This window comes from Rhizobium grahamii CCGE 502 (assembly GCF_000298315.2).
Lineage (GTDB): Bacteria > Pseudomonadota > Alphaproteobacteria > Rhizobiales > Rhizobiaceae > Rhizobium > Rhizobium grahamii.
In genome coordinates this window covers 87226-112519 of sequence record NZ_AEYE02000029.1, presented here as the reverse complement: position 1 = coordinate 112519, position 25294 = coordinate 87226, and the positions used below count along the sequence as shown (strand labels likewise).

Here is a 25294-nt window from a genome sequence, read left to right as displayed (position 1 = left end):
AGGTCGGGAGGTGTGTGATGGGACTCAGCGAAATCAGCCACATCGGATCATCTTCCGGTCACGATCTCAACCGCAAAGTGCAGGTGCATGTCGTAAAAATAGCGGGCGCTATCCCTTGCGGATCAGGAAGCGGTGGCCAGCGTCCGTCTTTTCCGCTTCGATCAACTGGTGCCCGTCCTCGTTGCAGAAATGAGGAATGTCGATGCCAGCAAGTGGATCCGTCGTCTCGACCTGGATCAATGCGCCGCTCGGCATGGAGGACATCTTGCGGCGTGTCTTCAGCACGGGAAGCGGGCATTTCAGCCCGCGCAGATCGTAGAGAATGGCGCTCAAGCCATCAGTCCTTGGCCCAGAACTTCCAGAACGGCTTCTTTGAGGCGACTTCGACAGGCTCAGGCTGCTCCACCGGCGCGAAGGCGAGCGGGCTCGGCGTGGGGACTGGAACCTGGGCCGGAACAGCAGCAGCGACGGCAATAGCCTTTGCTTCCGATGTTGCTGGTGCCGCACCCGGCGCCGCGTTGGCGGCGACGGTGGATGCGGTCTTGCTAGCCATCATCTCTTCCAGATCCGCGACCTTGACCATCTTACCGGCTTCGAGCGAGGTGCCGGTCGGTGCGTAGGCCAACTCGCGACCCTTCCTGAGCTTTGCGACCACCGCCTTGCGTTCGGCTTCGCTCGGGTCGTACCAAGCCATGCCGTCGTATTTCTTTACGGCCTTGGCGTAGTCGGCGTCATAGGTCTTGCCGTAGGAGGCAAGGGCAGCGGTCAGTGCCGGCGGCGTCGACATCGCCGGGCATGCGCCGGCTGGACTGAAGGAGCCGTTGCCGGTTGCCTGCTGGTTGAAGACGTACTTCTTCTCGCAGACGTTCACTTCCGGAGGACGCTTGGTGACCTCGAAGTTGTCGTAGCCGACCTTCAGCATATTCCAGAATTCGATATTCGAGTTCAAGCGATGCCGGACCATGTTTTCCGCCGTCATGCGGAAGGGGAAGGCTTGAAGCTGCACTGTCGACTGGCCGCCGGAAAAGGCGTCACGGGCGAAGGCGTAGATCTCGAGCACCTGCTGGTCGGTCATCGAGTAGCAGCCCGACGACGAGCAGGCGCCATGGATCATTAGATTGGTGCCGCTGCGGCCATTGATAGCGTCGTAGCGGTTCGGAAAGCCGGTATTGATCGCCAGATAATACTTCGAATTCGGATTCAGGTTGGCGCGCGTCAGCTCGTAGAAGCCTTCCGGCGCCTGCCGGTCACCCTCTTTCACCTTCGGACCGAGGCGACCGGACCAGGCGCAGATCTTGTAGTCGGCGATCTTGTCGAAGCGATTGTCGGTCTTCGCCTTCCAGATCTCCAGCGCGCCTTCTTCCTTGAAGATGCGGATCATGATCGGCGAATTGCGTTGCATCCCCTTGGCCGACATTTCGGACAGGATCTTCGGCGGGAGCGGCTGCTCCACCTTGTTCTTGACCTTTGAAAGATCGACCTGGGCGGTTTCCAATGCATCGTTGCAGCCGGCCAGAGCCAGCGCCATCAGGGAAACATATGCAAAATGACGAATGCGCATTCAAAATAGCCCATCAACAGTATGCAGCCCGGCCTCAACGAGCGCGGAGCGAATCATAGGCTGACTATGGTTCACAAACTCTTAGCAGCCTATGAAGCGCGCTCGCGTCCCCCGCAAGTAGGAATGTTACTGATAACATTATTGTGGCCAAGGTTTGGCCTCATTCACAGCGCAGCCGCGCGCTTGTGCACTACAAATTGCGGCCCATGTTGAGAAACTTCTGCCGACGGTCGTTGCGGAGCTGTTCGCCGGTGCGGTTGGAAAGCTCGCCGAGCGCATTGGCGATGACATCGCCGGTCGCGGCAATCACGCTGTCCGGATCACGATGCGCGCCGCCGAGCGGCTCGCTGATGATGCCGTCGATGATGCCTAGCGCCTTCAGGTCGTCGGACGTGATCTTCATGTTGGTGGCGGCTTCCCTAGCGCGGGCGGAATCGCGCCAGAGGATCGAGGCTGCACCTTCCGGCGAAATGACGCTGTAGATCGCGTGCTCGAGCATGTAGACGCGGTTGCCGGTGGCGATCGCGATGGCGCCACCCGAGCCGCCTTCGCCGATGACGACGGAGACGATCGGCACCTTCACTGAAAGACACATCTCGGTCGAACGGGCGATGGCTTCAGCCTGGCCGCGTTCTTCGGCACCGACGCCCGGATAGGCGCCTGCCGTATCGACGAGGGTGATGACGGGGAGACCAAAGCGATCTGCCATCTCGAGCACACGGATTGCCTTGCGGTAGCCTTCCGGACGGGCGCTGCCGAAGTTGTGCTTCAGGCGGCTCTTGGTGTCATTGCCCTTTTCCTGGCCGAGAACGGCGACAGGCTGGCCGCGGAAACGGGCAAGGCCTGCCTGGATCGCGGCATCCTCGGAAAACTTTCGGTCGCCGGCAAGCGGTGTGAATTCCTGAAACAGCGTCTTGGCATAGTCGACGAAATGCGGTCGCTGCGGATGACGCGCGACCTGTGTCTTCTGCCAAGCGTTGAGCTTCGAATAGATATCGACCATCGCCTCGCGAACGCGAACTTCGAGCCTGCCGATTTCATCTGACGTGTCGATGCTCTCGTCTTCGGTCGCGAGCTTCTTCAGTTCGATGATCTTGCCTTCGAGGTCGGAGATCGGCTTTTCGAAGTCGAGATAGTTGTGCATGAGGTGCGTTTCCGTTCCTTTTGCCGGGGCTGCTATTTCTAAGCGCGCCCTTTGTTGCCGGTCCTATTCCTGCTTTTTGGCCTGTTTGGCAAGGGGGTGGTGCGTTTGGACCAGTTGTTGAAGCCGTTCCTCCAACACATGCGTATAAATTTGCGTGGTTGAAATGTCTGAGTGACCGAGCAGTTCCTGAACGACGCGAAGATCCGCGCCATTGGCGAGCAGATGACTTGCGAATGCATGCCGCATGACATGCGGCGAGATCATAGATGGGGTGAGACCTGCCCGGATCGCAAGATTTTTCAAGTCTCGCGCAAAGACCTGACGCGGCAGATAGCCTTCCTTGGAGGCTGCGGGGAACAGCCAGGGATTTTCCTGCGGCGCTTTGGCGGCGGCGTTCTCGGTTGCAAGCATCCGGCCGTAGAGCTTCATTGCAACGATCGCCGACTGCGACAGCGGCACAAGCCGTTCCTTGTTGCCCTTACCACGGATCATCAGGAAGCGTCCGTCCTGGTCGAGTACGCGGGCAGGGAGCGAAACGAGTTCGCTGACACGCATCCCAGTTGCGTAGAGCAGTTCGAGAAGGGCCAGCATCCGAAGCCGCTGCAACTGGCCCGGCGCTGGATCCTGCGCCTCCGTTTCCGCCTGCTCCAGCAGCCGGCCGACTTCGTCGACCCCCATCGTCTTCGGCAGCGCGCGGCCCTTCTTCGGCGCGTCGAGAATGCCGGTCGGATCGTCGGTGCGTAGGCCCTCGGCATAGAGGAACTTGTAGAACTGGCGCATCGCCGCCAGTCGTCGCGCCTGGGAAGAGGGCTTGAACCCTTGCGCGGCAAGGGAAGAGAGATAGGCGGAAAGATCTGCCGACGCCGCCTCCAGCAGACGCACACCCTTGCCCTTCAGGAAGCCGTGCAGGTCGTCGAGATCACGCGCATAGGACGAAAGCGTATTGGCCGCCGCACCCCGCTCGGCGCTCATCATTTCCAGAAATGCTTCGACGTGAGCCCAGCCGAGATCCTTCATGGTCTCACTTCTTGGATGGGTTGATGGCGCCGGTGGCCGGCGGATTGACCCGCTCGGACGGAAGGCGGATCGTCACGTCGCGCTGCTGCGGCTCGACAAAAACAACCAATGCCCACATCGTTCCGTATATCGCACCGGCGATGATCGCCAATATGGCGAGAAAACGGAACAAACTCGGCATTCAGTAACTCCATGGCTCTGCTTCTTTATGAAGAAGCATGTTTGCAAGTGCAAGAAGCTGCATTTGGACCACGTTTCCCTTGCGCGCGACTTGACGCTACACCTGCATTTGTCGATACCGTTCGCAAACAAAGTGTGAATGGACCAATGAGCGACCCAGTTCTGACCGTTGCCGAAAGCTTGAAAGACAGGGCTCGCGCTGCGCTCGGTTCTCGCAACCTGATCCTGGTCGGACTGATGGGCGCGGGCAAATCTTCTGTCGGACGGATCGTTGCGCATCAGCTTGGCATTCCTTTCGTCGACAGCGATGCCGAGATCGAGAAAGTCTCGCGCATGTCGATCACCGAGCTCTTTGCCGCTTACGGGGAAGAAGAATTTCGCGCGCTGGAAACCCGCGTCATGAAGCGTCTTCTGAAGAACGGCCCGCGCGTGGTGTCCACCGGCGGCGGTGCCTTCATCAATGACCGGACGCGCAAGCATATCAAGAAGGGTGGTATTTCCGTCTGGCTGAAGGCGGATCTCGACGTTCTCTGGGAGCGCGTCTGCAAGCGCGATACGCGGCCGCTGCTCAAGACCGAGAACCCCAAGCAGACCCTCGAAAATCTGATGAACGCGCGTTATCCGATCTACGAACTCGCCGACCTCACCGTTCTTTCGCGCGACGTGCGTAAGGAACTCATGGCGGAAGAGGTGCTCCAGGCCGTGATCGATGCCCGAACCGAAAGTGCAGCCCGATGAATGCGATTGCCTCCGAACGCAAGGTCCATGTTCCGCTCGGCGAGCGCGCTTATGACATCCTGATAGGGCCGGGACTGATCGCCCGCGCCGGTGCGGAGATCGCGTCGCGCCTGAAGGGCCGCAAGGCAGCTATCGTCACCGACGAGCATGTGGCACCGCTATATTTGGATGTGCTGGTGCAAAGCCTCGAGGCGGCGGGCATCGCCTCGGCAACGCTTGTGCTGCCGGCAGGCGAGAAGACCAAGAGCTTCGAACACCTGATGACGGTTTGCGACAAGGTCCTTGAAGCGCGGATCGAGCGCAACGATTACGTCATCGCACTTGGCGGTGGCGTCATTGGCGATCTCACCGGCTTTGCGGCCGGCATCGTGCGCCGCGGCGTGCGTTTCGTGCAGGTGCCGACCTCGTTGCTGTCGCAGGTCGACTCCTCGGTCGGCGGCAAGACCGGCATCAACAGCCGCCACGGCAAAAACCTGATCGGCGTCTTCCACCAGCCCGACTTGGTGCTGGCCGATACCGACGTCTTGAATTCACTGAGCGCTCGGGAGTTTCGCGCCGGCTATGCCGAGGTCGCGAAGTACGGCCTGATCGACAAGCCAGACTTCTTCGCGTGGCTGGAAGCCAACTGGCAGGCGGTTTTTGCCGGTGGTGCCGCACGCATCGAAGCGATCGCCACGAGTTGCCAGGCGAAGGCAGATGTCGTCGTTGCCGACGAGCGCGAGACCGGACAGCGCGCGCTTCTCAATCTCGGCCACACCTTCGGCCACGCATTGGAGGCGGCAACCGCCTATGACAGCGCGCGCCTCGTCCATGGCGAAGGCGTTTCGATCGGCATGGTTCTGGCGCACGAATTCTCGGCGCGCATGAACCTCGCAAGCCCGGATGACGCCCGCCGCGTCGAAACCCACCTGAAGGCCGTCGGCCTGCCGACCCGTATGGCAGAAATTCCAGGCGCGCTGCCGCCCGCCGACGTGCTGATGGACGCGATTGCCCAGGACAAGAAGGTGAAGGGCGGCAAGCTGACCTTCATCCTCACGCGCGGCATCGGGCAGTCGTTTGTCGCCGATGATGTTCCCGCCTCGGAAGTGCTGAGCTTCCTCAAGGAGAAGCACCCGCAATGACAACAGACGGCACGCTGGCATTTCTTTCCGTATACTGGCCGGAAATTGTCTCCATCGTGGCCCTCGTCCTCATGTCTGCGTTCTTTTCCGGTTCGGAAACGGCGCTGACGGCGGTTTCCCGCAGCCGTATTCACACGCTCGAAGCCAATGGTGAGGAGCGCGCAGGGATTGTGCGCCAGCTGATCGAGCGCCGCGACCGGCTGATCGGTGCGTTGCTGATCGGCAACAACCTTGCCAATATCCTCTCTTCGTCGCTGGCGACCAGCCTTTTCCTTGGCCTGTTCGGCAATTCGGGCGTTGCGCTCGCGACGCTGGCGATGACCGTCATCCTTGTCATCTTCGCCGAAGTCCTGCCGAAAAGCTGGGCGATTTCGACGCCGGATCGGTTTGCTCTGACCACAGCCCGTGCGGTCAAGATGTTTGTCGCCGTCGTGGGTCCGGTGTCGTCTTTCGTCAACGCGATCGTCCGCCGCATCCTGGCGCTCTTCGGCATCAATCTTTCCCGGGAGGTCTCGATGCTCTCCGCACACGAGGAACTCCGCGGTGCCGTCGATCTTCTGCATCGCGAAGGGTCGGTCGTGAAAGCCGATCGCGACCGCCTGGGCGGCGTCCTCGATCTTGGCGAACTGGAACTCTCCGATATCATGGTGCACCGCATGGCAATGCGGGCGATCAATGCCGACGATCCACCCGAGGTCGTTGTGCGAACGATCCTCGAAAGCCCCTTCACCCGCATGCCGCTCTGGCGTGGGTCAACGGACAACATCATCGGCGTCGTGCACTCCAAGGATCTGCTGCGCGCGCTTGCCGAGCGCGACGCGGAGCCAGAGCACCTCGATATCAGCAAGATTGCCCAGAAGCCTTGGTTCGTCCCCGACAGCACCAGCCTTGAAGCCCAGCTGAACGCCTTTTTGCGTCGCAAGCAGCATTTCGCCGTCGTCGTCGACGAGTATGGTGAGGTGCAGGGCATCGTGACGTTGGAAGACATCCTCGAAGAGATCGTCGGGGATATCGCCGACGAACACGACATCGACATTCAAGGGGTGCGCCAGGAGGCGGACGGTTCGATCGTGGTCGACGGCAACGTCCCGATCCGCGATCTCAACCGTGCCCTCGATTGGCATCTGCCGGATGAGGAGGCGACGACGATCGCCGGCCTCGTTATCCACGAGTCGATGACAATCCCGGAGGAGCGACAGGCCTTCACCTTCCACGATAAACGCTTCATCGTCATGAAGCGCGAGAAGAATCGCATCACCAAGCTTCGAATCCGGCCGGCAGAGGAAAATGAGGCGGGTCCGGCCTGAGGCGAGCATCCACTCTTGTTTGCGGTGGAAAGACGTCCGCTGCGGCATCACGATTATGGATTTGATATGTTTGATATTTTCTGGCGAGCTGTCGGCATCGGCATCGGCGCGACAATCCTGATGGACATCTGGGCAATCGTGTATGCAAAGGCTACCGGCACGCCGTTGCCGAACTGGGCGCCGGTGGGGCGCTGGTTCTGGCATCTGAAGGACGGCAAGGTCTTTCACGACGATATCGCCACGGCCACGCCTTACGAGCATGAACTCGCGCTAGGATGGATCGGCCACTATGCGGTCGGCATTCTTTACGGCATCATGCTCGTACTGCTCATGGGGCCGGCCTGGTTGGCGGAGCCGACGTTCCTGCCTGCCTGGGTCTGGGCGATCGTCACTGTCGGCGCTGGCTGGTTCCTGCTGCAGCCGGGCCTCGGAATCGGCTGGGCCGCCTCGAAGACGCCGAACCCGAACAAGGTGCGTTTCCTCAATCTGGTCGCGCACACGGTCTTCGGCTTTGGGCTTTATGGGACGGCGCTGCTGATCCGCTGACAGATGAGGTGTCCAGCCGCATTGGAAATTTGGGCGGGCTCACCCATATAGACGCGGTGCCCGCTACCAGCGCACCGGTTCGCCCGGGGCGGCCGGCTCAACCGAGAGCGCATGCAATCCGGCATCCAACTCTGGCTTCAAAAGCTCCGTGATCGCACGGTGCCGCGCCAGCCGCGGCATGCCGGCAAACTTGGCGGATACGATGCGAACCCGCATATGGGTCTCGCCGGCCCCCGTCATATCAGGCTGATGACCTGCATGAAGATGGCTTTCATTGATGACGCTGAGGCGCTCCGGCGCGAACGCGGCGGTCAGCTTTTCTTCGATACGGGTCTGCAGGGTCATGGTCTCGTTGCTTTGCGAAAAAGGTTCCCACCAAGCCAGCAACATTCCGGTTTGTCAATTCTTGTTGTCGCCTCTTCGGAGGCCTAAAATTAGTGCCGTCATGAGACTCGATTCCAAATATTTCGACCGCATCCGCACCCGCCGCAAACGCGAGCAGGAACCCGAACAGGCTCCCCCTTCCTGTCAGTGGGACGGCTGCGACAAGAAAGGCGTGCATCGCGCTCCCGTCGGACGCAATGCCGAGGGGCAGTTCTTTCTGTTCTGCTTCGAGCACGTCAAGGAATACAACAAGGGCTACAACTACTTCTCCGGCCTCTCCGACGGTGAGATCGCGCGCTATCAGAAAGAAGCGATCACCGGCCACCGCCCGACGTGGACGGTCGGCGTCAACAAGTCTGCCAAGAACAGCCCGCTGCATTCCGATATGCGCTCGGGTACTTACCGCGTCCGCGATCCCTTCGGCTTCGTCAACGGCACCAAGGGAAACGGCCCGCGCTTCCCTGAGCAGCGCAAGCTGAAAAGCCTCGAAGCCAAGGCCTTCGACACGATGGGCCTTGATGCCAGCGCGACCTCCTCGGAGATCAAGAGCCGGTACAAGGAACTGGTCAAGAAGCACCACCCCGACGCCAACGGCGGCGACCGTGGTTCGGAGGAACGGTTCCGTGCCGTCATCCAGGCCTATCAATTATTGAAGCAGAACGGTTTTTGTTAGTTCCCGTCCTTGCTCTTGGTCTTCAATCAGGTATGGTCCCAAATCGGCTGAGGCCGCAGGCAACCGCGGCACAACTTTTTGCGTTTGTCCCACAGGCGCCTCGGCCACTTCCGGGCGCGGCGTTTCTTGTCCGGGACTTTGTTCAAGAATGCTCGCTAGCGGTAGTTTATCGCCCCCGAGGTTTCGTTTCAGTCCCGGAGAAGCATCGCCGACGTTCCGACATGAACGAGCGCAGTGTAGACTTGCGGCGTCATGGTTGTGAAATGGGCTGATACAGTATGGCCGGGTGTCGGGCACCCGCCTTGGAGACATGATGAGCAAGATTGACCTTGATATTTCGGAGATTCCGGACACCACCGTTTCGGTCAGGGAGGTCTTTGGTATCGATTCCGACATTCGCGTGCCGGCTTACAGCCAAGGCAGCGCCTATGTTCCGGACCTCGACCCCGACTATCTCTTCGACCGCGAGACCACGCTCGCCATTCTTGCCGGCTTTGCCCACAACCGACGCGTGATGATCTCCGGCTATCACGGCACCGGTAAGTCCTCGCATATCGAACAGGTCGCCGCTCGCCTCAACTGGCCGTGCGTGCGTATCAACCTCGACAGCCACGTCAGCCGTATCGACCTCGTCGGCAAGGACGCGATCGTCGTCAAGGACGGCCTGCAGGTCACTGAATTCAAGGACGGCATCCTGCCCTGGGCCTACCAGCATAATGTCGCGCTCGTCTTCGACGAATACGATGCCGGCCGCCCGGACGTCATGTTCGTGATCCAGCGCGTGCTGGAGTCGTCCGGCCGCCTGACGCTGCTCGACCAGAGCCGCGTCATTCGCCCACATCCCGCCTTCCGCCTGTTTGCAACCGCAAACACGATCGGTCTCGGCGACACGACCGGCCTCTATCACGGCACGCAGCAGATCAACCAGGCACAGATGGACCGCTGGTCGATCGTTACGACCCTGAACTATCTGCCGCACGATCACGAAGTGAACATCGTCGCTTCCAAGGTGAAGAGCTTCGGCAAGGACAAGAACGGCCGCGACACCGTGTCCAAGATGGTCCGCGTTGCCGATCTCACCCGCGCTTCGTTCATGAATGGCGACCTCTCGACCGTCATGAGCCCGCGTACCGTCATCACCTGGGCCGAGAACGCCGAGATTTTCGGCGACCTCGCCTTCGCCTTCCGCACCACCTTCCTGAACAAGTGCGACGAGCTGGAGCGTCCGTTGGTGGCCGAGCACTACCAGCGCGCTTTCGGCGTCGAGCTGAAGGAAAGCGCCGCCAACATCGTCCTGGAGGCCTAAGGCCGACCGATCATGGCAGCTCGCGGTGACAATTCGAAAGCAAAGCCCGGCTCGCCCGTCGACGTCGAACCGTTGCGCCGGGCGATATCAGGCAGTGTTCGCGCGATCGCCGGCGACGGCGACGTCGAGGTAACCTTTGCCAACGAACGCCCTGGAATGACGGCCGAGCGCGTTCGCCTTCCGGAGCTTTCGAAGCGACCGACTAGGCATGAGCTGGCGGTGACGCGCGGACTTGGCGACTCGATGGCGCTGCGGCTCGCTTGCCACGACGATAAGGTGCACGCGACGATGGCGCCGCAGGGTTCCGACGCCCGCGCAATTTTCGACGCTGTCGAGCAAGCGCGTGTGGAATCGATCGGCGCGCTGCGCATGGAAGGTGTGGCCGCCAACTTGCGTTCGATGACCGAGGAGAAATACGCCAAGGCGAATCTTTCTGGCATCGAGCGGCAGGAGGATGCGCCGATCGGCGAAGCCGTCGCCATGATGGTGCGCGAGAAGCTGACCGGCCAGAAACCGCCAGCCTCCGCCGGCAAGGTGCTCGACCTCTGGCGCTCCTTCATCGAGGAGAAGGCCGGAGCCGACCTCGACAACCTTCCCGCCGTCATCAGTGACCAGCAGGCCTTCTCGAAGGTGATACGCCACATGCTCTCCGCCATGGAAATGGCCGAGGAGTATGGCGACGACGACAGCCAGCCGGAATCCGACGACGAGTCTGAGCAGGAAGACCAGCCGAACGGCGACGAGCAGGATCAGGACGAAGTCGATGACGACGCCGGTTCCGATGCCGCACCCGTCGAGGACAGCGAAGTCGCCGACGAGCAGATGGAGGACGGCGAGACCGAAGGCGCCGAAATCTCCGACGACGACATGCAGGATGAGGGCGAGGAAGATTCCGAGACGCCGGGCGAAACCCGCCGTCCGAACACCCCCTTCGACGATTTCAACGAGAAGGTCGACTACCACGTCTTCACCGAGGAATTCGATGAGACGATCACGGCCGAAGAGCTCTGTGACACCGCCGAGCTTGAGCGCCTGCGCGCCTTCCTCGACAAGCAGCTGGCGCACCTGCAGGGCGCGGTCGGCCGTTTGGCCAACCGCCTGCAACGCCGCTTGATGGCTCAGCAGAACCGTTCCTGGGATTTCGATCTCGAGGAAGGCTATCTCGACCCGGCACGCCTGACGCGCATGATCATCGATCCGATGCAGGCGCTGTCCTTCAAGATGGAGCGCGATACGCAGTTCCGCGATACGGTCGTGACGCTTCTGATCGACAACTCGGGTTCGATGCGGGGTCGCCCGATTACGGTTGCTGCCACCTGCGCCGACATCCTTGCCCGAACGCTGGAGCGTTGCGGCGTCAAGGTCGAGATCCTGGGCTTTACAACGAAGGCCTGGAAGGGCGGACAGGCGCGCGAAAAGTGGCTCGGCAACGGCAAACCGCAGACGCCTGGCCGCCTCAACGATCTCCGCCACATCATCTACAAATCGGCAGATGCTCCCTGGCGCCGCGCGCGGGCCAATCTTGGCCTGATGATGCGCGAAGGCCTGCTGAAGGAAAACATCGACGGCGAGGCGCTGATGTGGGCGCATAACCGCCTGATCGCGCGGCGCGAACAACGCAAGATCCTGATGATGATCTCCGACGGCGCGCCGGTCGACGATTCGACGCTGTCGGTCAATCCGGGCAACTACCTGGAACGGCACCTACGCGCCGTCATCGACCGCATCGAGACGCGTTCTCCCGTCGAGCTTCTGGCAATCGGTATCGGCCATGACGTGACGCGTTATTACAGGCGTGCCGTAACCATCGTCGACGCCGATGAGCTGGCCGGTGCGATGACCGAGCAGCTTGCATCGCTCTTCGAAGACAAGACCGTCCAGCCGCGGGGCGGTCGCCTCCGCCGCGCCGGCTAACCGCGGAAGGAAGCTTTCTGGATGCTCGGGAAGCCTTTCGCCAGCCTGATCGCGATCGCCGTTAGTCTGGCGGCATTCGTGCCGCCAGCACTTGCCGATGGCAGCGTCGAGGTTCGCAGCCGCGCTATCACTGAGTTCAAGATCGGTTCCGACGAAACCCGGTTCGGTCCGCTGGAATTCCTCGGCGGGTTGGAAATGGTCTCGCCGCAGCGGTTGTTCGGCTCGCTATCGTCGATCCGGTTTCGACAGGACAAGACGCATTTCGTCGGCGTACTCGACACCGGGCACTGGATGACCGGGCGCGTCGAGCGCGATCCACAGGGGCGCCTGTCTGGTCTCGCCGACGTCGCGATCGCGCCGATGAGGAATCGTGCCGGGCGGACGTTCGAAGGCAAGGGACATATGGATGCGGAGGGCTTGGCGTTGCACGGCAACGAGATCATGGTCTCCTTCGAACAGGATCACCGCGTCGACGTCTATCCCGATCCGGGCTTTGAGGTGTCGCGTGCAATCGACATGATTCCGATCCCGTTTCCCAAGAAATCCCTGCGCGCCAATCGCGGCTTTGAAACGATCGCCGTCGCGCCCGTAGAAAGCGCGCTGAAGGGCGGCACACTGATTGTGGCCGAGCGCAGCTTGGACGCCGATGACAATGCCTACGCCGCGATCCTCGACGGGCCATTGAAGGGACGTCTTGCGCTCGCCCATTATGGCGACTTCGACGCGACGGACGGAGCGTTTCTGCCGAATGGTGACCTCTTGCTCCTCGAGCGGCGCTTCAATGTCGCAGAAGGCATCGGAATGCGGCTCCGCCACATCAAGGCCGCCGACATTCGTCCCGGCTCCGTGATGGACGGAGAGATCTTGCTGCAGGGCGATTTCGGCTACCAGATCGACAACATGGAAGGCTTGGATGTCTTCGCAGCCGAGGACGGGACCACGCATGTGGTGATCGTCTCCGACGACAATCATTCCATCCTGCAGCGCAACCTGATGCTGGAATTTCGACTGGTCCAGCTACCATCTGGCGACACGGCTCACCTGCAGCGGTGACTGCGGCGTATCACCCGCCGAAATCGACTTTCCGTTCAATGCCGGCGATAGTCCCGATCCGCTGCCCGCCGCTCTTCGGACGCTCGTCGCCGGAGAGCCTATTTTGCTGCGTCGCTCGAATTGGGCTTGGGGCCGCACACACTTCCCCACGAGAATTTTCCCTGACTCGGTCTCAGTAACAGGTTCGGCGGAGCGATAGACTCCGCCGAACAGCTGGAACTCGAATTAGGGGGAGCGCGCTCAGCGGGCGGCGGCAGCCTGCAGGGGACGCAGCACGTTCATCAGTGCGCCGTATGGCAGCAGCATTACGAGGCCGACGACTACCTTCACCGTAAAGTCGCCGATCGCCCAGGAAATCCAGCGCGGGGCTTCGGCCGTGAATGCGCCGAGGATCGGGGCGGATTCCAGCGCGAAAGGATCATTCGGGCCGAAGAAGACGAAGAAGGCAGCAAACGCGAAGGAGAAGAAGATGATCGTGTCCAGCATCGAGCCGATCAGCGAACCGACGAGCGGCGCGCGCCACCAGGCCTGACGGCGCAGGCGATTGAAGACCGAGATATCAAGCAGCTGACCGGCCAGGTAGGCCGAGCCCGAGGCAATCGCGATGCGCGGCACCGAGGTATAGAAGGATAGCGCTACACCGACAACGAAGCCGGCGAAGACGACCTTGCGGGCCGCCTGCGGTCCGAACTGGCGGTTGGTCAGATCGGTGATGAGGAAGGCGACCGGATAGGTAAAAGCACCCCAGGTCAGGATGTCAGCCAGATTGATGCCGGCGAATTCGGCATTCAGAGGGAACTGCACGAGGAAGTTCGAGGCGACGACGACCAGCGTCATCAGGGTGACATAGATAAGCGTAGAGCGCGTCGTCAGCATTTTTTTATCCTGGGGTATGCCACCAGTTGGAGGAACAGGCCGGCAAAGCAAAAGGCCTGTCCGGAGTTCATCCGTGCAAGCCTTCTGAAGCCGTATGAAAAAGAAGCAGTCGAAGCTTACGCAGCAGCGGCTTCGGCAGTCTTCTTGACGATCTGGCGACGCAGCAGACGAGCGCGCATCGACAGTTCATTTTCGCTTGCCTTGATCAGGAAGGCATCGAGACCGCCACGATGCTCGACGGAACGAAGAGCAGCAGCCGAAACGCGAAGACGGTAACGCTGGCCGAGCGCGTCGGAGATCAGCGTAACCTGGCACAGGTTCGGGAGGAACCGGCGCTTGGTCTTGTTGTTGGCATGGCTGACATTGTTGCCAACGAGGACTGCCTTGCCGGTCAATTCGCACATGCGGGACATGGAACACCTATTCTTGTTTTTCTCGGCCATCGGTTGCATGCCCGCGCAAAATCGGGTTAGCAATCCAACAGGCCATGATTGGAAAGTTGCGGTTCTATAGTCAGACAGGCCGTTCGCGTCAAGCCAATCCTTGGCATTTCCCGCAATTCTGTCAAAAAGCTCGTGTTTGCTTCACCGAGAGACAGGCGTATAGACCGTTATCAACGGCGTTACCAGCCGCCTGAACAAGGTTCATTTCATGGCTCATCTGGGCAAACGCATTCTTATTTCCGCAGTCGCAGCGCTGGTGGCCATTCCGGCCAGCGCAAGCGAGATCGTGCATCGCACCGAGTACAGGGTTTCGCTTGGAATCCTGACGATTGCGCGCGCCGCCTTCCTGACGAAGATCGAGGACGACAAGAGCTACAAGGTATCCGGCGACATCAGCTCGGCCGGACTTGCCGATCTTGTCACCAATATCTCTGCAAAGACCAGCGTTGACGGCGTCCTGCGCGGTGACCGGCTGCAGGCGTCCCGCTACTATCTCTATTATAAGAGCGGCAAGCGCGCCCGGACATACGAGGTGCGTTACAACAACGGCAATATCACTTCTACAACCGTCAGGCCGCCACGGAAGCCGCCGAAGAACTGGGTCGACGTGCCGGCAAGCGACCTGCGTTCCGTCCTTGACCCGATCTCTGGGCTGATCTTCCCTGCCGACGCCAACGTCTGCGCGCAGAAACTGCCGATCTACGACGGTGAAATGCGTATGGATCTGGTGCTCTCGCCCAAGGGCTCGCAGGATTTCTCGACGTCGGGGTTCAGCGGCAAAGCGACCGTTTGCAGCGTGCGGTTCGTCCCGCGCTCCGGCTACAAGAAAGGCCGCAGCGATATCGACTATCTGAGCAAGAGCAGCCGGATGGAAATCTGGTTTGCCAAGTCGGATGCTGCAAATGTATATGCTCCGGTCTACGTCCGTATTCCGACGCAGTACGGTCCGGTGACGATCACGGCGGTGAAATACGGCGCGAGCTGACGGAGCAAGTGTCTCCGTAAAGGGGGACAAGTGAAGCTTCGGGCAACGTTAATCGGCTTTACGGCTATACTTATGTGGTCGTTTTTGGCGTTGTTCACGGCTGCGTCAGGGACGATGCCGCCCTTCCAGCTGTCCGCGATCTGCTTTGCCATCGGCAGCATCCCCGGCATCGTCGTGCTGATCCTCAATCCGTCACGGCTGGCGCTGCTCAAGCAGCCGGCCAAGGTCTGGACAACAGGGATTGCCGGCCTGTTCGGATATCATTTTCTCTATTTCACGGCGCTCAGAAATGCGCCGGCCGTCGAGGCGGGTCTGATTGCCTATCTCTGGCCGTTGCTGATCGTTGTCGGATCGGCGCTGCTGCCGGGCGAACGCCTGCGCTGGTATCATGTCGCGGGAGCGCTGGCCGGTCTCTGCGGCACCTTCCTGATCGTCGGCCGCAACGGCATCAACTTCGACGGCGCCTATGCCGTCGGCTATGGCGCGGCGTTCCTCTGCGCCTTCACGTGGTCGGGCTATTCACTGCTGACGCGCCGGTTCGATGCCGTCTCGACCGATGTCGTCACCGGCTTCTGCCTCGCGACCGCGATCCTGTCGCTCGTCTGCCATCTCGGCCTTGAGGCAACAGTCTGGCCAGCGGGGGCCTCGCAGTGGGTTGCGGTTCTCGGCCTCGGACTCTTCCCGGTCGGTGCAGCCTTCTATGCCTGGGATTACGGCGTCAAGAATGGTGATATCCAGATCCTCGGCGCTGCGAGCTATGCCGCGCCGCTTCTTTCGACATTGAACCTGACGCTGTTCGGCTTTGCGGAGCCGAGCTGGCGGATCGCGCTTGCGTGCGTGCTGGTTACAGGCGGTGCCGTGCTCGCCGCAAGAGACATGTTTCGTCGGAAGGCCGCGGCAGCCGAAAAGCTGGCTCCAGCGGAATAGCATTCAGCCGGTGGGCTTCCAGTCCGGCGGTGCCATCTCGAAGGATGCGAAGTCGAAGCCGGGTGCAACCGTGCATCCGACCAGCGTGTAATCGCCTGTCGTTTCGGCCGACTGCCACCAGTTGGCGGGAACGATCGCCTGCGGACGCTGGCCGTTTAGGATGTCTGTCCCAAGCATGAGCGTTTCGCTGCTGCTGCCATCCCGCGAACGGTGGAGAGCAAGCGGAGCCCCGGCATAGTGATGCCAAACCTCCACCGCATCGCGGACGCGGTGCCAATGGGAACGCTGCCCGGCTTTCAGCAGATAGTAGATCGCCGTCGAGTGACCGCGCGATCCGCCTTCCGTATCGCGGAAGGTCTGCACGTACCAGCCGCCTTCGGGATGAGGCTCCATGCCAAGTTCGCGAATAATATCGTCCGGCGACATTAGAAATTGTCCTTACGCCGGCGGATTTCCGCGAAGACTTCCTCGTTGGTCTTGGTTTCCATCAAGAGGTTGCGGCGGATGGCGGGATCGGCGGCGCGCAGGAAGGGGTTGGTCTCCTTCTCCAGCGCCAGCGTCGTCGGAATCGTGAACTTGTTCTCGGCCCGCAGTGCCTCGATCTCGGCTGCACGGCTGATCAGGCGCTGATTATCAGGATCGATGGTGAGTGCGAAGCGCGCGTTCGACAGAGTGTATTCGTGGCCGAAATAGACGGCGGTTTCGTCGGGCAGAACGGCTAGCTTCTGCAGCGAATGCCACATATCGGCGGCCGGTCGCTCGAACAGGCGGCCGCAGCCGAGCGCAAAGAGCGTATCGGCGGCAAACAGCAGCTTGTCGTCGACGAAGTGGTAACAGATGTGCCCCGCCGTATGTCCTGGCGTCTCGATGACAGCAACCGTGTGGTCGCCGAACAGGAACGTGTCGCCGTCGGCCATCGTCTTGTCGAGGCCAGGGATCGCCACCGCTTCGTTGACCGGACCGATGATTTCGCAGCCATACTGCTCCTTGAGCGCCAGATTGCCTTCAACGTGGTCGGTGTGATGATGGGTCGTGAAAATATGCGAGATCGTCCAGCCGCGGCGGCTTGCCGCCTTTTCGACGGCATCTGCATCGGGCGCGTCGATTGATGCGGTCAGGCCGGTTTCCGGATCATGCACCAACACGCCGAAATTATCGGAACGGCAAAGAAAAACGTCTAAATCCAAAGGTTTCATAGTCTCAAGCAGCCTCTTTATCGCGGGTTTACCGGGAATGTAGAGGGTCGTGCCTTGAAGTCCAACCGCCCATTGATAACATTTGCCTCGATGCACGCTGATATCGTCGACCTTCGCCAGTTCTATCATTCCGACCTCGGACGTATTGCCGAGCAGTCGATCGCCATGGCGCTTTCCTCGCTTTGGGTCCGGCTGCCGCAGGAGCGCCTTGTGGGTCTGGGCTATGTCGTTCCCTTCCTCGATCGCTTCCAGCCCGACACAGAGCGGACCTTTGCCTTCATGCCGGCGGGGCAGGGGGCGGTAAACTGGCCTGTGGGTGCATTGTCGACGACGGCCCTGATCTTCGACGAGGAGCTGCCGCTGCCGGATTCATCGATCGACCGGGTGCTGATGGTCCATTCGCTCGAATTCGCCGAGAGCCCACGGGAAACTCTGAAGGAGCTGTGGCGCGTGCTGGCACCTGGCGGTCGGCTGGTCATTGTCGTGCCGAACCGTCGCGGTGTTTGGGCGCGCATGGAACACACACCGTTTGGGTCAGGGCGCCCGTATTCGCGCGGGCAGCTGACAAGTCTGTTGCGCGAGACCAATTTCACGCCCGGCGCGACAGCGGAGGCGCTGTTCTTTCCGCCTTCGAAGCTGCGGACCATGATGCGATTGCGCAGCGTTTTCGACCGCGTGGGGCGCACCTTATGGCCCGCCTTTTCCGGCGTCATCATCGTCGAGGCGCAAAAGCGGCTCTATCAGGGCCTGCCCGTTGCCGCGCGCGCCTCGCGGCGTGTCTTCGTGCCGGTGCTGGCGCCGCATGGTGTTCCGACGACGCGCAGCCGCTAGCCAGTCCTGACCCAGGGCCCCGCGGCACTCGACAAGATCGCCTTTCCGTTCTATTGCCTCTTGGCAATTTTCAGCCGAATTTTTCCCGGTATTTTCCCAAGGTCGATCTGATGAGCGAAGACAAGAGCAAGCCCGTTCCGCGTTCCGGTATCCTGGATATCGCAGCCTATGTGCCGGGCAAGGAACATGCGCCGGGCGTCGCCCGTGTCTACAAGCTCTCGTCCAATGAGACGCCGCTTGGCGCGAGCCCGAAGGCAATCGATGCCTTCCGCAATGCCGCCGACAGCCTCGAACGGTATCCGGACGGGCAGGCCCTCGAACTGCGCGAGGCCATCGCGGCGGTTCACGGGCTTAACCCGGCTAACATCATGTGTGGCAATGGCTCGGACGAGCTGCTCGGCCTGCTCTGCCATGTCTATCTCGGCGCTGGCGACGAAGCCATCATCACCGAGCACGGCTTCCTCGTCTACAAGATCCAGATCATGGGTGCGGGTGCCACCCCTGTTACCGTCAACGAGAGGGACGCAACGGTTGACGTCGATGCGATCCTTGCTGCGGTTACGCCGAAGACGAAGATGGTCTTTATCGCCAACCCCGGCAATCCGACGGGCACATTCGTGCCGGTCAGCGAGATTCGTCGCCTGCATGCCGACCTACCCAAGAACATCGTGCTCGTCCTTGACGCCGCCTATGCCGAATACGTCCGCCGCAACGATTATGAGGCCGGCATCGAGATCGTGTCGTCCAACCCGAACGTCGTCATGACCCGCACCTTCTCGAAGGTCTACGGCTTGGCGGCGCTGCGTGTCGGCTGGATGTATGCGCCGGCCGATATCATCGATGCAGTCAATCGCGTCCGTGGTCCATTCAACATGAACTCAGCGGCCATCTCTGCCGGTGCTGCTGCCATCCGCGACCAGGGTTTCATGCAGGAAGCGGTCGCCTTCAATCTGATGTGGATCGAGAAGATGACGGTCGCGCTCGAGGCTATCGGTCTCAAGGTGACGCCATCGGTCACCAATTTCGTGCTCATCCACTTCCCCGATGTCGATGGCAAGCGTGCGCCTGAGGCCGATGAGTTCTTGACCAGCCGTGGATATATCCTGCGGGCGGTGAAGGGCTACGGATTCCCGAACGCGCTACGCATGAGCATCGGTCCGGAAGAGGCGAACCGTGGCGTCATCGAAGCGCTCGGCGAGTTTATGGGACGGAAGTCATGACGGTGCAGTTCGATCGCATTGCGCTGATCGGGATCGGCCTGATCGGTTCCTCCATCGCGCATGACATCAAGCGGCTTGGCCTTGCGAAAGAGGTCGTCATTGCCACGCGCAGTGCCGACACGCTGAAGCGGGCCGAGGAACTGCAGCTCGGCGACCGCTATACGACATCATCTGCCGAGGCGGTGAAGGATGCGGACCTCGTGATCGTCTCGGTGCCGGTTGGCGCGTCGGAGAGTGTTGCAAAGGAGATCGCCGGCAGCCTGAAGCCCGGTGCGATCGTCACTGACGTCGGCTCCACCAAGGCTTCGGTCATAGCGCAGATGCAGCCGCATATGCCGCCGCATGTCCATTTCATTCCGGGCCATCCGCTGGCGGGTACCGAGAAGTCCGGTCCGGACGCGGGTTTCCCGGGGCTCTTCGAAGGGCGCTGGTGCATTTTCACGCCGATCGCGGGCACGGATGAAGCAGCGCTGAAAAGGCTGCGGCAGTTCTGGGAAGCATTGGGCTCCAAGGTCGACGAGATGGATCCGGAGCATCACGACAAGGTGCTGGCTATTGTCTCGCACCTGCCGCACATCATCGCCTACAACATCGTCGGTACGGCGGATGATCTTGAGGCCGTAACCGAATCGGAAGTCATCAAATACTCCGCCTCCGGCTTCCGCGACTTCACCCGTCTGGCCGCCTCCGATCCGACGATGTGGCGCGATGTCTGCCTGCACAACAAGGATGCGATCCTCGAAATGCTGGCGCGTTTCTCCGAGGATCTCGCCTATCTGCAGCGGGCCATTCGCTGGGGCGAGGGCGACAAGATCTTCGATCTCTTCACCCGCACCCGCTCGATCCGCCGCTCGATCATCCAGGCGGGTCAGGATGTCGATGCGCCCGACTTCGGTCGCCCGCATCCGCTCGAGAAGAATGCCTGATTTCAGATTGGCGGGATCGATCCCAGCGGGATGAAGCCGCCGACCGTGGCATTGCCACGGGCCACCACGAGATCGACGGACACCTTGTCGCCGCCGCCAGCTAGTGCCTTCAAAAGCTTGGCGGCGGTATCGACGGTCTTGGCGATCTCTGGGAATGTCTGCTTGATGCTGTCGCGCCATGGGCCGAGCTGTTCGATCTCCAGCTTGAACTTGCCTGAGAGATAGCCCTCTTCGTCGAAGGAGAAGGGGCCGCTCAGTGTCATGAGCTTGCCGTCACCGATATCGGCAACAACCTTGCGCAGTTCGCCGCTCGAACCATAGAGCCCTCGTTGATCGCTGCCATCGATCATGCCGGCCTTGCCGGCGAGCGTCACGTCGGCGCTCGCCGAGAGCTTGGGGAAGGCCGGCCAGTCCTTGATCGCGGTATTGGCGTCCGTGACGGAGATCGCGCTGTCGAGATCGCCGCCGTTCTGACGGAGGTGAATTTCGGTATGAGCGGCGTCGAAGTTGATCGACTGGCCCGTCTGCGAGGATACTGCCGTTCCCTTCAGCCCTTCGATGACGGTCGAGGAACGGTCGATGCCCTTCAGCTTCGTGATCAGGCTGGATTGCAGGCTAGCCCATTCAGCGTTGAGGGTCAGGCCGTGGGCGCTACGGATCTCGGCAGGCGAGTCGAGTTCCCACACGATATGGCCTGGAGCGTAGACTTGGGCTGCTGAGCGCAACTGGCCGAAACTCGCCGACACGCCGTTGACGCTGTCATCGACATCGACTTTCGAGCAGAACAGCCCGATCCGGAACGGATAGCCGCGGAAGTCGATATCCGCGCACTCGCCGCTGACGCCGGCTGTATTTCCGGGTGCGATCGCCCTCAGCACCGTCGTCTTCAGCTGCGAGGCGGCATAGAACCAGCCGCCGGTGTAGAGCGCGATCACCAGAACGATACCGCCGCCGAGCAACCAGAATTTTCTGCCGCTACGGGATTGGCTTGACGATGCCATGATGTTCTCCAATGGTGACTCGCGAGTGGGAATGTCGGTCTGGCGTGCGATATGGACGAATTTTGGGTGTTTGGCTACGGCTCCCTGATGTGGAATCCGGGCTTCGAGTTTTTGGAGCGTTCTCAGGCTCTTGTCTATGGCTACCGGCGTTCGCTCTGCGTCCGTTCCTGGGTGCATCGCGGCACCGAGCAGAATCCGGGCCTCGTGCTCGGCCTCGATCGCGGCGGTTCCTGTCGTGGCATGGCGTTTCGGATCGCCCCGTCGCTATGGGATGAAACGATCGACTATCTCCGGGAGCGCGAGCTCGTCACCAACGTCTATCTCGAGCGCTGCCTGCCGCTTCAGCTGGCGGACGGCCGGACAAGCAAGGCGGTCGCCTATGTCGTCGATCGCAGACACACGCAATATGCCGGCAGTCTCGATGCGATTGCGGCCGCCTCCGTGGTCCACCGTGCGCATGGCAAGTCGGGCCCGAACGACGCCTATGTCTTCAATACACTGGCGCACTTGCGGGAAATGGGCATTCGCGATCACTGGCTGGAGCAGGTGGTCGGCGAAGTGGAGCGGCTGAAACAAGCGGCCTGAATTCAGGCCGTTGCGGTCTCACTCTTTTGCAATTCCGCGAGACGGTTTGCGGCAGTCGGCGGGAGCGGTAGATCCGGGTTCCGCTTGATGGTGTCGATCAGCAACTCGTCGCTTGCCTTCTCGGTCACCTCGATCAGATGGGCAAAGAAGGCATCCGGATCCATGCCAGGATGGATCGGCGGCAGGATTCTTACCTTGAAGTGGCCGGGATAGCGCATTGTGCTGCGTCGCGGCCAGAACAAGCCGGGATGCATGGCGACCGGCACGACCGGCAGCTGCAGGTCGCGGTACATGCGGGCGATACCATATTTGTAGAGCGGTTCTGCACCCGGCGGACGTCGCGTCCCTTCGGGATAGATGATCAGCTGCCGTCCGGTCGCCAGTTCTTCCTTGGTCCGGCGCAATGCCTCGACCATCACCTTGCCGCGCGCGCCGCGGTTGATCGGGATCATCCGCTGCTTCTTGGCATACCAGCCGAAGAGCGGAATCCACATCAGCTCGCGTTTGAGGATGTAGACCGGATCCTTCAGCCACGGCAGCAGGGCGTAGGTGTCCCAGAACGACTGGTGCTTCGGCGCCAGGATGTAGCCGCCGTCAGGCAGGTTCTCCATGCCCTCGATCTCGAAGGTCGTGCCCACGATCTTTTCCATCAGCCAGTGGCAGGACAACGCCCAGTTCTTCGGCACGCTATAGGCTTCCTTGCGTGGTGCGAGGAAGTAATAGGGGGACAGCACGATCATCCGTAGGATGAGGTTGGCGTAGAAGATCGTGTTGAAGAGAACGGAACGCAGGGCGATCATAAATTTTCCCGAGACCAATATCCGCAAGAGGCGGTTGCGCCCTCCTACACGATATTGGCTCTCAGAAAAAGGTTTCCGTCGGCCTTAGCCGGAGACGCTGGCCGAGCGCAGCCCGGGATGACGACCGAGACCGGTCAGGTTGCGCGCGCCGGCAAAGAGCACCTTCGCATACTCGGCCAGCATGACGCGCACGGCGTTGGGGTCCGTGAACCAGTCGCTCGTCTTCAGGTCCGTATTCACGACGGGATAGGGAATGAACTGGGTTTCGGAATCGACGTAAGCGAGCTCGGCTAGGCTGCGCGGCATATGGTAGTTGTTGGTAACGACAAGGACGCTCTTGTAGCCGCGCTGATGGATCCAGTTCGATGCTTCCTGCGCGTTGCCGATCGTATCCAGCGCATCGTAGCCGACGTCGACGCAGCAGGAGAAAAGCTCAGGCGAGGCTTGGGTCATTCTGCGGATCTGCTTTGGCGTGGTTGCCGGGTGAACCCCCGAAATCAGCAGGCGCTTTCCGGCGCCTTTCTGCAGCAATTCCACGGCCTGGTCGATACGCTGGTAGCCGCCCGTCAAGACGACGATCGCATCCGCCCGCGGATCAAGCGGTGGCTTCAGCGTCGTGACCGAATCGGCAAACCGTAGAAACCCGCCAAAAACGAGGGCGATGGCAAGGATAAAGGCCATGCCGCCCCAGCGCAGCATACGCCGCACGGGACCGCGCACAGGCCGCCCTTCGGAGCGGGATAGCTCCGTTTCCGGGCGAATCGGGGTGCGCGACATGTGGCCCATGCTCATGAATCGGAAAATATATGCAGATTGCGGCAGCGAACAGACGCTTTCATGGCAAAAAAGGCATGTAAAGCTCAATTCACCAGCCCGTCCGCGCGTGTCGGATCGGAACGCAACGTGTCGATCTCGTAAATCGTTCGCATGACGGTGAGGCGAGCTGTAAAAGTCGTCAGGAGCGCGATGACGATCATGGTGGCGAAGATGCCGGCATAGCCGAGGGCGCCGACCGAAAACGTGCCGAAGAGAGCGGTTGCCTGGTCGGTCTGCGGAGTTGCCAAGGTACGGCTCTGCAGGAAGCCGGCGGTCATGAAGAAGAGCGCGGCGAGGGCACTGCCGACGGCTGATCCCTTGAGGCTGATTTTCAGAAAGTGCTTCTGGAACTCGGTGGCGACAAACGAGCTTTCCGCACCGACGAAGTGCAGAACTTCAACGATGTGGCGATTGCCGGACAGGGCGCCACGGGTCGCGAAGACCACGGTCAGCACCATCGCCGAGAAAACCAGCAGCAGGATGCCGGTGCCGATCATCACGGTCGTGTGGGCCATCGAAACCAGCCTGTCGACCCAGGTGCGGTGATCGTCGAGCGAGGCCTGAGGAATGCTTTCCTTCAGCAGCGTCCGCATCGCCTCGAAATCCGGTGGGTTGTTCTCGTCGATGGTGATGATGATAAGCCGCGGAACCGGCAGTTCCTTGATGTCGAGCCCAGTGCCAAGCCAGGGTTCGAGGAGGCGAGCGGTTGCCGCCTCGTCGACGATCTGGCCGTCCTTGGTGCCGACGAAGGTGAGCGCGAGGTCGCGCGCCTGCGCCAGCGTCTTCTCCATGTCCAATCCCTCGTCGGGCTTGATCTGGATGGTGACCTCGCGGGAAATCTGGCTTTCCCAGCTCGCCGCCGTGGAGCGCACCATGCTGACGCCGCCGAGTGTCAGGCAGGCGAGGAAGGCCATGATGGCGATGACCACCATCAGCGCATTGCCCTGAATGTTGGCGGAGGGCAGGATCGGGGCCGTCGGGCGCACCTTCATCTCCGGCCGCTTCTGGCTTTTCTGGGCGGCCTCTGCCGGCGGTTTGGGCGCAGCTTTAGTCATGGATATCGAGGTGCCCTTCCGAGAGAATCATACGGCGGGCTTCCACCTGGTCCATCAGGGCCAGATCATGGGTCGCGATGACAACCGCCGTACCGAGGCGGTTGAGCTCAAGGAAGAGATTGAGCAGTCGGCGGGCCATCGGCGGATCGACGTTCGCGGTCGGCTCGTCGGCGAGAAGAATTTCGGGACGGTCGATCAGGGCGCGCGCGATTGCGGCGCGCTGCTTTTCGCCGCCCGACAGCACCGGTGGCAGGACATTGATGCGCTCGCCGAGGCCAACCCACTTCAAAAGCTCGAGTACGTCCGTCTTGTAGGAGCTCTCGTCCTTGCCGCGGACGCGCAGTGGCAAGGCCACGTTTTCGTAGGTGGTCAAATGGTCCAGCAGCCGGAATTCCTGGAAGATGATGCCGACACGGCGACGCAGCAGCGGCAGTTCGGGCCGCGGAATGTCGGAAATGTCGCGTCCGAACATGCGGATCAGCCCGCGGGTCGGCTGCAACGAAAGGAACAGCAATCTCAGCAGCGTGGTCTTGCCTGCACCCGAAGGGCCGGTCAGGAATTGAAACGATTTCTTCGGAATGTCGAACGTCAGGTCCCGGAGAATTTCCGGTCCCATTCCATAGCGCAAGCCGACATTTTCGAAGTGGATCAACGGGAGATCAGTCTTTTGTTTGTTCACCGCACGACTT

Annotated in this window: 29 protein-coding genes; 14 read left to right on the top strand and 15 right to left on the bottom strand. The window is 61.0% G+C overall.

What is annotated here, in order from left to right; all coding sequences use genetic code 11:
* Nucleotides 1-108: 108 nt before the first annotated feature.
* The 5 genes from RGCCGE502_RS22330 to RGCCGE502_RS37475 form a co-directional block, all read right to left on the bottom strand.
* A complete protein-coding gene (locus RGCCGE502_RS22330; RefSeq protein ID WP_016556466.1) occupies nt 109-333 on the bottom strand; it encodes a sulfurtransferase TusA family protein in 225 nt (74 codons plus the stop codon).
* Between the two features lie 4 nt (nt 334-337).
* Nucleotides 338-1561, bottom strand: a complete 1224-nt coding sequence (locus RGCCGE502_RS22325) for a L,D-transpeptidase family protein (protein ID WP_016556465.1) — start codon at nt 1559-1561, stop codon at nt 338-340.
* Nucleotides 1562-1751: 190 nt separating this feature from the next.
* Complete coding sequence (locus RGCCGE502_RS22320; protein ID WP_016556464.1) at nt 1752-2705, bottom strand: acetyl-CoA carboxylase carboxyltransferase subunit alpha; 954 nt, start codon at nt 2703-2705, stop codon at nt 1752-1754.
* Between the two features lie 63 nt (nt 2706-2768).
* Nucleotides 2769-3722, bottom strand: a complete 954-nt coding sequence (gene xerD / locus RGCCGE502_RS22315) for a site-specific tyrosine recombinase XerD (protein WP_016556463.1) — start codon at nt 3720-3722, stop codon at nt 2769-2771.
* Nucleotides 3723-3726: 4 nt separating this feature from the next.
* Nucleotides 3727-3903, bottom strand: a complete 177-nt coding sequence (locus tag RGCCGE502_RS37475) for a hypothetical protein (protein WP_016556462.1) — start codon at nt 3901-3903, stop codon at nt 3727-3729.
* A 146-nt stretch (nt 3904-4049) separates the two neighbouring features.
* Here RGCCGE502_RS37475 and RGCCGE502_RS22305 point away from each other — a divergent pair, with 146 nt between their 5' ends.
* The 4 genes from RGCCGE502_RS22305 to RGCCGE502_RS22290 all read left to right on the top strand — a co-directional run bounded on the left by RGCCGE502_RS22305 (nt 4050) and on the right by RGCCGE502_RS22290 (nt 7614).
* Nucleotides 4050-4640, top strand: a complete 591-nt coding sequence (locus RGCCGE502_RS22305; protein ID WP_016556461.1) for a shikimate kinase — start codon at nt 4050-4052, stop codon at nt 4638-4640.
* Entirely contained in the window at nt 4637-5761 is a 1125-nt protein-coding gene (gene aroB / locus RGCCGE502_RS22300) for a 3-dehydroquinate synthase (RefSeq protein WP_016556460.1), read from the top strand. The genes RGCCGE502_RS22305 and aroB overlap by 4 nt, the downstream gene beginning before the upstream one ends.
* Nucleotides 5758-7068 carry an HlyC/CorC family transporter gene (locus RGCCGE502_RS22295; protein WP_016556459.1) on the top strand — a complete coding sequence of 437 codons (1311 nt, stop codon included), beginning with the start codon at nt 5758-5760 and terminating at the stop codon, nt 7066-7068. Before aroB ends, RGCCGE502_RS22295 begins: the two co-directional genes overlap by 4 nt.
* A 66-nt stretch (nt 7069-7134) precedes the next feature.
* Nucleotides 7135-7614, top strand: coding sequence for a DUF2938 domain-containing protein (locus RGCCGE502_RS22290; RefSeq protein WP_016556458.1), 480 nt, complete (start codon nt 7135-7137; stop codon nt 7612-7614).
* Between the two features lie 63 nt (nt 7615-7677).
* On the opposite strand, the gene RGCCGE502_RS22285 is transcribed toward RGCCGE502_RS22290, so the two are convergent.
* Nucleotides 7678-7959, bottom strand: coding sequence for a BolA family protein (locus RGCCGE502_RS22285; RefSeq protein ID WP_016556457.1), 282 nt, complete (start codon nt 7957-7959; stop codon nt 7678-7680).
* 100 nt (nt 7960-8059) lie between these two features.
* On the opposite strand from RGCCGE502_RS22285, the gene RGCCGE502_RS22280 reads away from it, so the two are divergent.
* The 4 genes from RGCCGE502_RS22280 to RGCCGE502_RS22265 all read left to right on the top strand — a co-directional run bounded on the left by RGCCGE502_RS22280 (nt 8060) and on the right by RGCCGE502_RS22265 (nt 12944).
* Complete coding sequence (locus RGCCGE502_RS22280; RefSeq protein WP_016556456.1) at nt 8060-8671, top strand: J domain-containing protein; 612 nt, start codon at nt 8060-8062, stop codon at nt 8669-8671.
* A 313-nt stretch (nt 8672-8984) separates the two neighbouring features.
* Nucleotides 8985-9977: a cobaltochelatase subunit CobS gene (cobS, locus tag RGCCGE502_RS22275; RefSeq protein ID WP_016556455.1), complete on the top strand. Its 993-nt coding sequence runs from the start codon at nt 8985-8987 to the stop codon at nt 9975-9977.
* 12 nt (nt 9978-9989) lie between these two features.
* Nucleotides 9990-11891, top strand: coding sequence for a cobaltochelatase subunit CobT (cobT, locus tag RGCCGE502_RS22270; RefSeq protein ID WP_016556454.1), 1902 nt, complete (start codon nt 9990-9992; stop codon nt 11889-11891).
* Nucleotides 11892-11912: 21 nt separating this feature from the next.
* On the top strand, nt 11913-12944 hold the full coding sequence (locus RGCCGE502_RS22265) for an esterase-like activity of phytase family protein (RefSeq protein WP_016556453.1): 1032 nt from the start codon (nt 11913-11915) through the stop codon (nt 12942-12944).
* 240 nt (nt 12945-13184) lie between these two features.
* On the opposite strand, the gene RGCCGE502_RS22260 is transcribed toward RGCCGE502_RS22265, so the two are convergent.
* Both RGCCGE502_RS22260 and rpmB read right to left on the bottom strand, forming a co-directional pair.
* Nucleotides 13185-13820, bottom strand: coding sequence for a queuosine precursor transporter (locus tag RGCCGE502_RS22260; RefSeq protein WP_016556452.1), 636 nt, complete (start codon nt 13818-13820; stop codon nt 13185-13187).
* A 116-nt stretch (nt 13821-13936) separates the two neighbouring features.
* Entirely contained in the window at nt 13937-14233 is a 297-nt protein-coding gene (gene rpmB, locus RGCCGE502_RS22255; protein WP_016556451.1) for a 50S ribosomal protein L28, read from the bottom strand.
* Between the two features lie 238 nt (nt 14234-14471).
* Here rpmB and RGCCGE502_RS22250 point away from each other — a divergent pair, with 238 nt between their 5' ends.
* Together RGCCGE502_RS22250 and yddG are read left to right on the top strand one after the other, a co-directional pair.
* Complete coding sequence (locus tag RGCCGE502_RS22250) at nt 14472-15248, top strand: DUF3108 domain-containing protein (protein ID WP_016556450.1); 777 nt, start codon at nt 14472-14474, stop codon at nt 15246-15248.
* 30 nt (nt 15249-15278) lie between these two features.
* A complete protein-coding gene (gene yddG, locus RGCCGE502_RS22245) occupies nt 15279-16175 on the top strand; it encodes an aromatic amino acid exporter YddG (protein WP_040675455.1) in 897 nt (298 codons plus the stop codon).
* A gap of 3 nt (nt 16176-16178) precedes the next feature.
* Here yddG and RGCCGE502_RS22240 read toward each other — a convergent pair whose 3' ends face one another.
* Both RGCCGE502_RS22240 and gloB read right to left on the bottom strand, forming a co-directional pair.
* Nucleotides 16179-16601, bottom strand: coding sequence for a cupin domain-containing protein (locus RGCCGE502_RS22240; RefSeq protein WP_016556448.1), 423 nt, complete (start codon nt 16599-16601; stop codon nt 16179-16181).
* Complete coding sequence (gene gloB, locus RGCCGE502_RS22235) at nt 16601-17371, bottom strand: hydroxyacylglutathione hydrolase (protein ID WP_016556447.1); 771 nt, start codon at nt 17369-17371, stop codon at nt 16601-16603. The genes RGCCGE502_RS22240 and gloB overlap by 1 nt, the downstream gene beginning before the upstream one ends.
* A gap of 54 nt (nt 17372-17425) precedes the next feature.
* Here gloB and RGCCGE502_RS22230 point away from each other — a divergent pair, with 54 nt between their 5' ends.
* From RGCCGE502_RS22230 to RGCCGE502_RS22220, 3 genes are all read left to right on the top strand, one after another.
* A complete protein-coding gene (locus RGCCGE502_RS22230; RefSeq protein ID WP_016556446.1) occupies nt 17426-18202 on the top strand; it encodes a class I SAM-dependent methyltransferase in 777 nt (258 codons plus the stop codon).
* Between the two features lie 110 nt (nt 18203-18312).
* On the top strand, nt 18313-19422 hold the full coding sequence (gene hisC / locus RGCCGE502_RS22225; protein ID WP_016556445.1) for a histidinol-phosphate transaminase: 1110 nt from the start codon (nt 18313-18315) through the stop codon (nt 19420-19422).
* Complete coding sequence (locus tag RGCCGE502_RS22220) at nt 19419-20348, top strand: prephenate/arogenate dehydrogenase family protein (RefSeq protein ID WP_016556444.1); 930 nt, start codon at nt 19419-19421, stop codon at nt 20346-20348. Before hisC ends, RGCCGE502_RS22220 begins: the two co-directional genes overlap by 4 nt.
* A 2-nt stretch (nt 20349-20350) precedes the next feature.
* Here the strand turns inward: RGCCGE502_RS22220 and RGCCGE502_RS22215 are convergent, their stop codons facing one another.
* Complete coding sequence (locus tag RGCCGE502_RS22215) at nt 20351-21349, bottom strand: DUF2125 domain-containing protein (RefSeq protein WP_019280494.1); 999 nt, start codon at nt 21347-21349, stop codon at nt 20351-20353.
* A gap of 51 nt (nt 21350-21400) precedes the next feature.
* Here RGCCGE502_RS22215 and RGCCGE502_RS22210 point away from each other — a divergent pair, with 51 nt between their 5' ends.
* Nucleotides 21401-21934, top strand: coding sequence for a gamma-glutamylcyclotransferase (locus RGCCGE502_RS22210; protein ID WP_016556442.1), 534 nt, complete (start codon nt 21401-21403; stop codon nt 21932-21934).
* A 2-nt stretch (nt 21935-21936) separates the two neighbouring features.
* Here the strand turns inward: RGCCGE502_RS22210 and RGCCGE502_RS22205 are convergent, their stop codons facing one another.
* The 4 genes from RGCCGE502_RS22205 to ftsE all read right to left on the bottom strand — a co-directional run bounded on the left by RGCCGE502_RS22205 (nt 21937) and on the right by ftsE (nt 25257).
* The gene (locus tag RGCCGE502_RS22205) at nt 21937-22734 is read right to left on the bottom strand and encodes a lysophospholipid acyltransferase family protein (RefSeq protein ID WP_016556441.1); all 798 of its coding nucleotides are present in this window, start codon (nt 22732-22734) and stop codon (nt 21937-21939) included.
* An 84-nt stretch (nt 22735-22818) separates the two neighbouring features.
* Nucleotides 22819-23526: a YdcF family protein gene (locus RGCCGE502_RS22200; RefSeq protein ID WP_425327235.1), complete on the bottom strand. Its 708-nt coding sequence runs from the start codon at nt 23524-23526 to the stop codon at nt 22819-22821.
* Between the two features lie 68 nt (nt 23527-23594).
* A complete protein-coding gene (locus RGCCGE502_RS22195) occupies nt 23595-24542 on the bottom strand; it encodes a cell division protein FtsX (RefSeq protein WP_016556439.1) in 948 nt (315 codons plus the stop codon).
* A 55-nt stretch (nt 24543-24597) separates the two neighbouring features.
* Entirely contained in the window at nt 24598-25257 is a 660-nt protein-coding gene (gene ftsE / locus RGCCGE502_RS22190; RefSeq protein WP_007528031.1) for a cell division ATP-binding protein FtsE, read from the bottom strand.
* Nucleotides 25258-25294 lie beyond the last annotated feature (37 nt).

What these genes read in the sequence shown, in the direction of transcription:
- cobT (WP_016556454.1), top strand. Translation starts at nt 9,990, where the DNA reads ATGGCAGCTCGCGGTGACAATTCGAAAGCAAAGCCCGGCTCGCCCGTC.
- RGCCGE502_RS22195 (WP_016556439.1), bottom strand. Translation starts at nt 24,542, where the DNA reads ATGAAGGTGCGCCCGACGGCCCCGATCCTGCCCTCCGCCAACATTCAG.
- aroB (WP_016556460.1), top strand. Translation starts at nt 4,637, where the DNA reads ATGAATGCGATTGCCTCCGAACGCAAGGTCCATGTTCCGCTCGGCGAG.
- RGCCGE502_RS22325 (WP_016556465.1), bottom strand. Translation starts at nt 1,561, where the DNA reads ATGCGCATTCGTCATTTTGCATATGTTTCCCTGATGGCGCTGGCTCTG.
- RGCCGE502_RS22320 (WP_016556464.1), bottom strand. Translation starts at nt 2,705, where the DNA reads ATGCACAACTATCTCGACTTCGAAAAGCCGATCTCCGACCTCGAAGGC.
- RGCCGE502_RS37475 (WP_016556462.1), bottom strand. Translation starts at nt 3,903, where the DNA reads ATGCCGAGTTTGTTCCGTTTTCTCGCCATATTGGCGATCATCGCCGGT.
- RGCCGE502_RS22200 (WP_425327235.1), bottom strand. Translation starts at nt 23,526, where the DNA reads ATGAGCATGGGCCACATGTCGCGCACCCCGATTCGCCCGGAAACGGAG.
- RGCCGE502_RS22295 (WP_016556459.1), top strand. Translation starts at nt 5,758, where the DNA reads ATGACAACAGACGGCACGCTGGCATTTCTTTCCGTATACTGGCCGGAA.
- RGCCGE502_RS22220 (WP_016556444.1), top strand. Translation starts at nt 19,419, where the DNA reads ATGACGGTGCAGTTCGATCGCATTGCGCTGATCGGGATCGGCCTGATC.
- RGCCGE502_RS22290 (WP_016556458.1), top strand. Translation starts at nt 7,135, where the DNA reads ATGTTTGATATTTTCTGGCGAGCTGTCGGCATCGGCATCGGCGCGACA.
- RGCCGE502_RS22215 (WP_019280494.1), bottom strand. Translation starts at nt 21,349, where the DNA reads ATGGCATCGTCAAGCCAATCCCGTAGCGGCAGAAAATTCTGGTTGCTC.
- RGCCGE502_RS22205 (WP_016556441.1), bottom strand. Translation starts at nt 22,734, where the DNA reads ATGATCGCCCTGCGTTCCGTTCTCTTCAACACGATCTTCTACGCCAAC.
- RGCCGE502_RS22240 (WP_016556448.1), bottom strand. Translation starts at nt 16,601, where the DNA reads ATGTCGCCGGACGATATTATTCGCGAACTTGGCATGGAGCCTCATCCC.
- cobS (WP_016556455.1), top strand. Translation starts at nt 8,985, where the DNA reads ATGAGCAAGATTGACCTTGATATTTCGGAGATTCCGGACACCACCGTT.
- RGCCGE502_RS22265 (WP_016556453.1), top strand. Translation starts at nt 11,913, where the DNA reads ATGCTCGGGAAGCCTTTCGCCAGCCTGATCGCGATCGCCGTTAGTCTG.
- RGCCGE502_RS22285 (WP_016556457.1), bottom strand. Translation starts at nt 7,959, where the DNA reads ATGACCCTGCAGACCCGTATCGAAGAAAAGCTGACCGCCGCGTTCGCG.
- hisC (WP_016556445.1), top strand. Translation starts at nt 18,313, where the DNA reads ATGAGCGAAGACAAGAGCAAGCCCGTTCCGCGTTCCGGTATCCTGGAT.
- RGCCGE502_RS22260 (WP_016556452.1), bottom strand. Translation starts at nt 13,820, where the DNA reads ATGCTGACGACGCGCTCTACGCTTATCTATGTCACCCTGATGACGCTG.
- RGCCGE502_RS22305 (WP_016556461.1), top strand. Translation starts at nt 4,050, where the DNA reads ATGAGCGACCCAGTTCTGACCGTTGCCGAAAGCTTGAAAGACAGGGCT.
- RGCCGE502_RS22210 (WP_016556442.1), top strand. Translation starts at nt 21,401, where the DNA reads ATGGACGAATTTTGGGTGTTTGGCTACGGCTCCCTGATGTGGAATCCG.
- RGCCGE502_RS22250 (WP_016556450.1), top strand. Translation starts at nt 14,472, where the DNA reads ATGGCTCATCTGGGCAAACGCATTCTTATTTCCGCAGTCGCAGCGCTG.
- gloB (WP_016556447.1), bottom strand. Translation starts at nt 17,371, where the DNA reads ATGAAACCTTTGGATTTAGACGTTTTTCTTTGCCGTTCCGATAATTTC.
- rpmB (WP_016556451.1), bottom strand. Translation starts at nt 14,233, where the DNA reads ATGTCCCGCATGTGCGAATTGACCGGCAAGGCAGTCCTCGTTGGCAAC.
- xerD (WP_016556463.1), bottom strand. Translation starts at nt 3,722, where the DNA reads ATGAAGGATCTCGGCTGGGCTCACGTCGAAGCATTTCTGGAAATGATG.
- RGCCGE502_RS22280 (WP_016556456.1), top strand. Translation starts at nt 8,060, where the DNA reads ATGAGACTCGATTCCAAATATTTCGACCGCATCCGCACCCGCCGCAAA.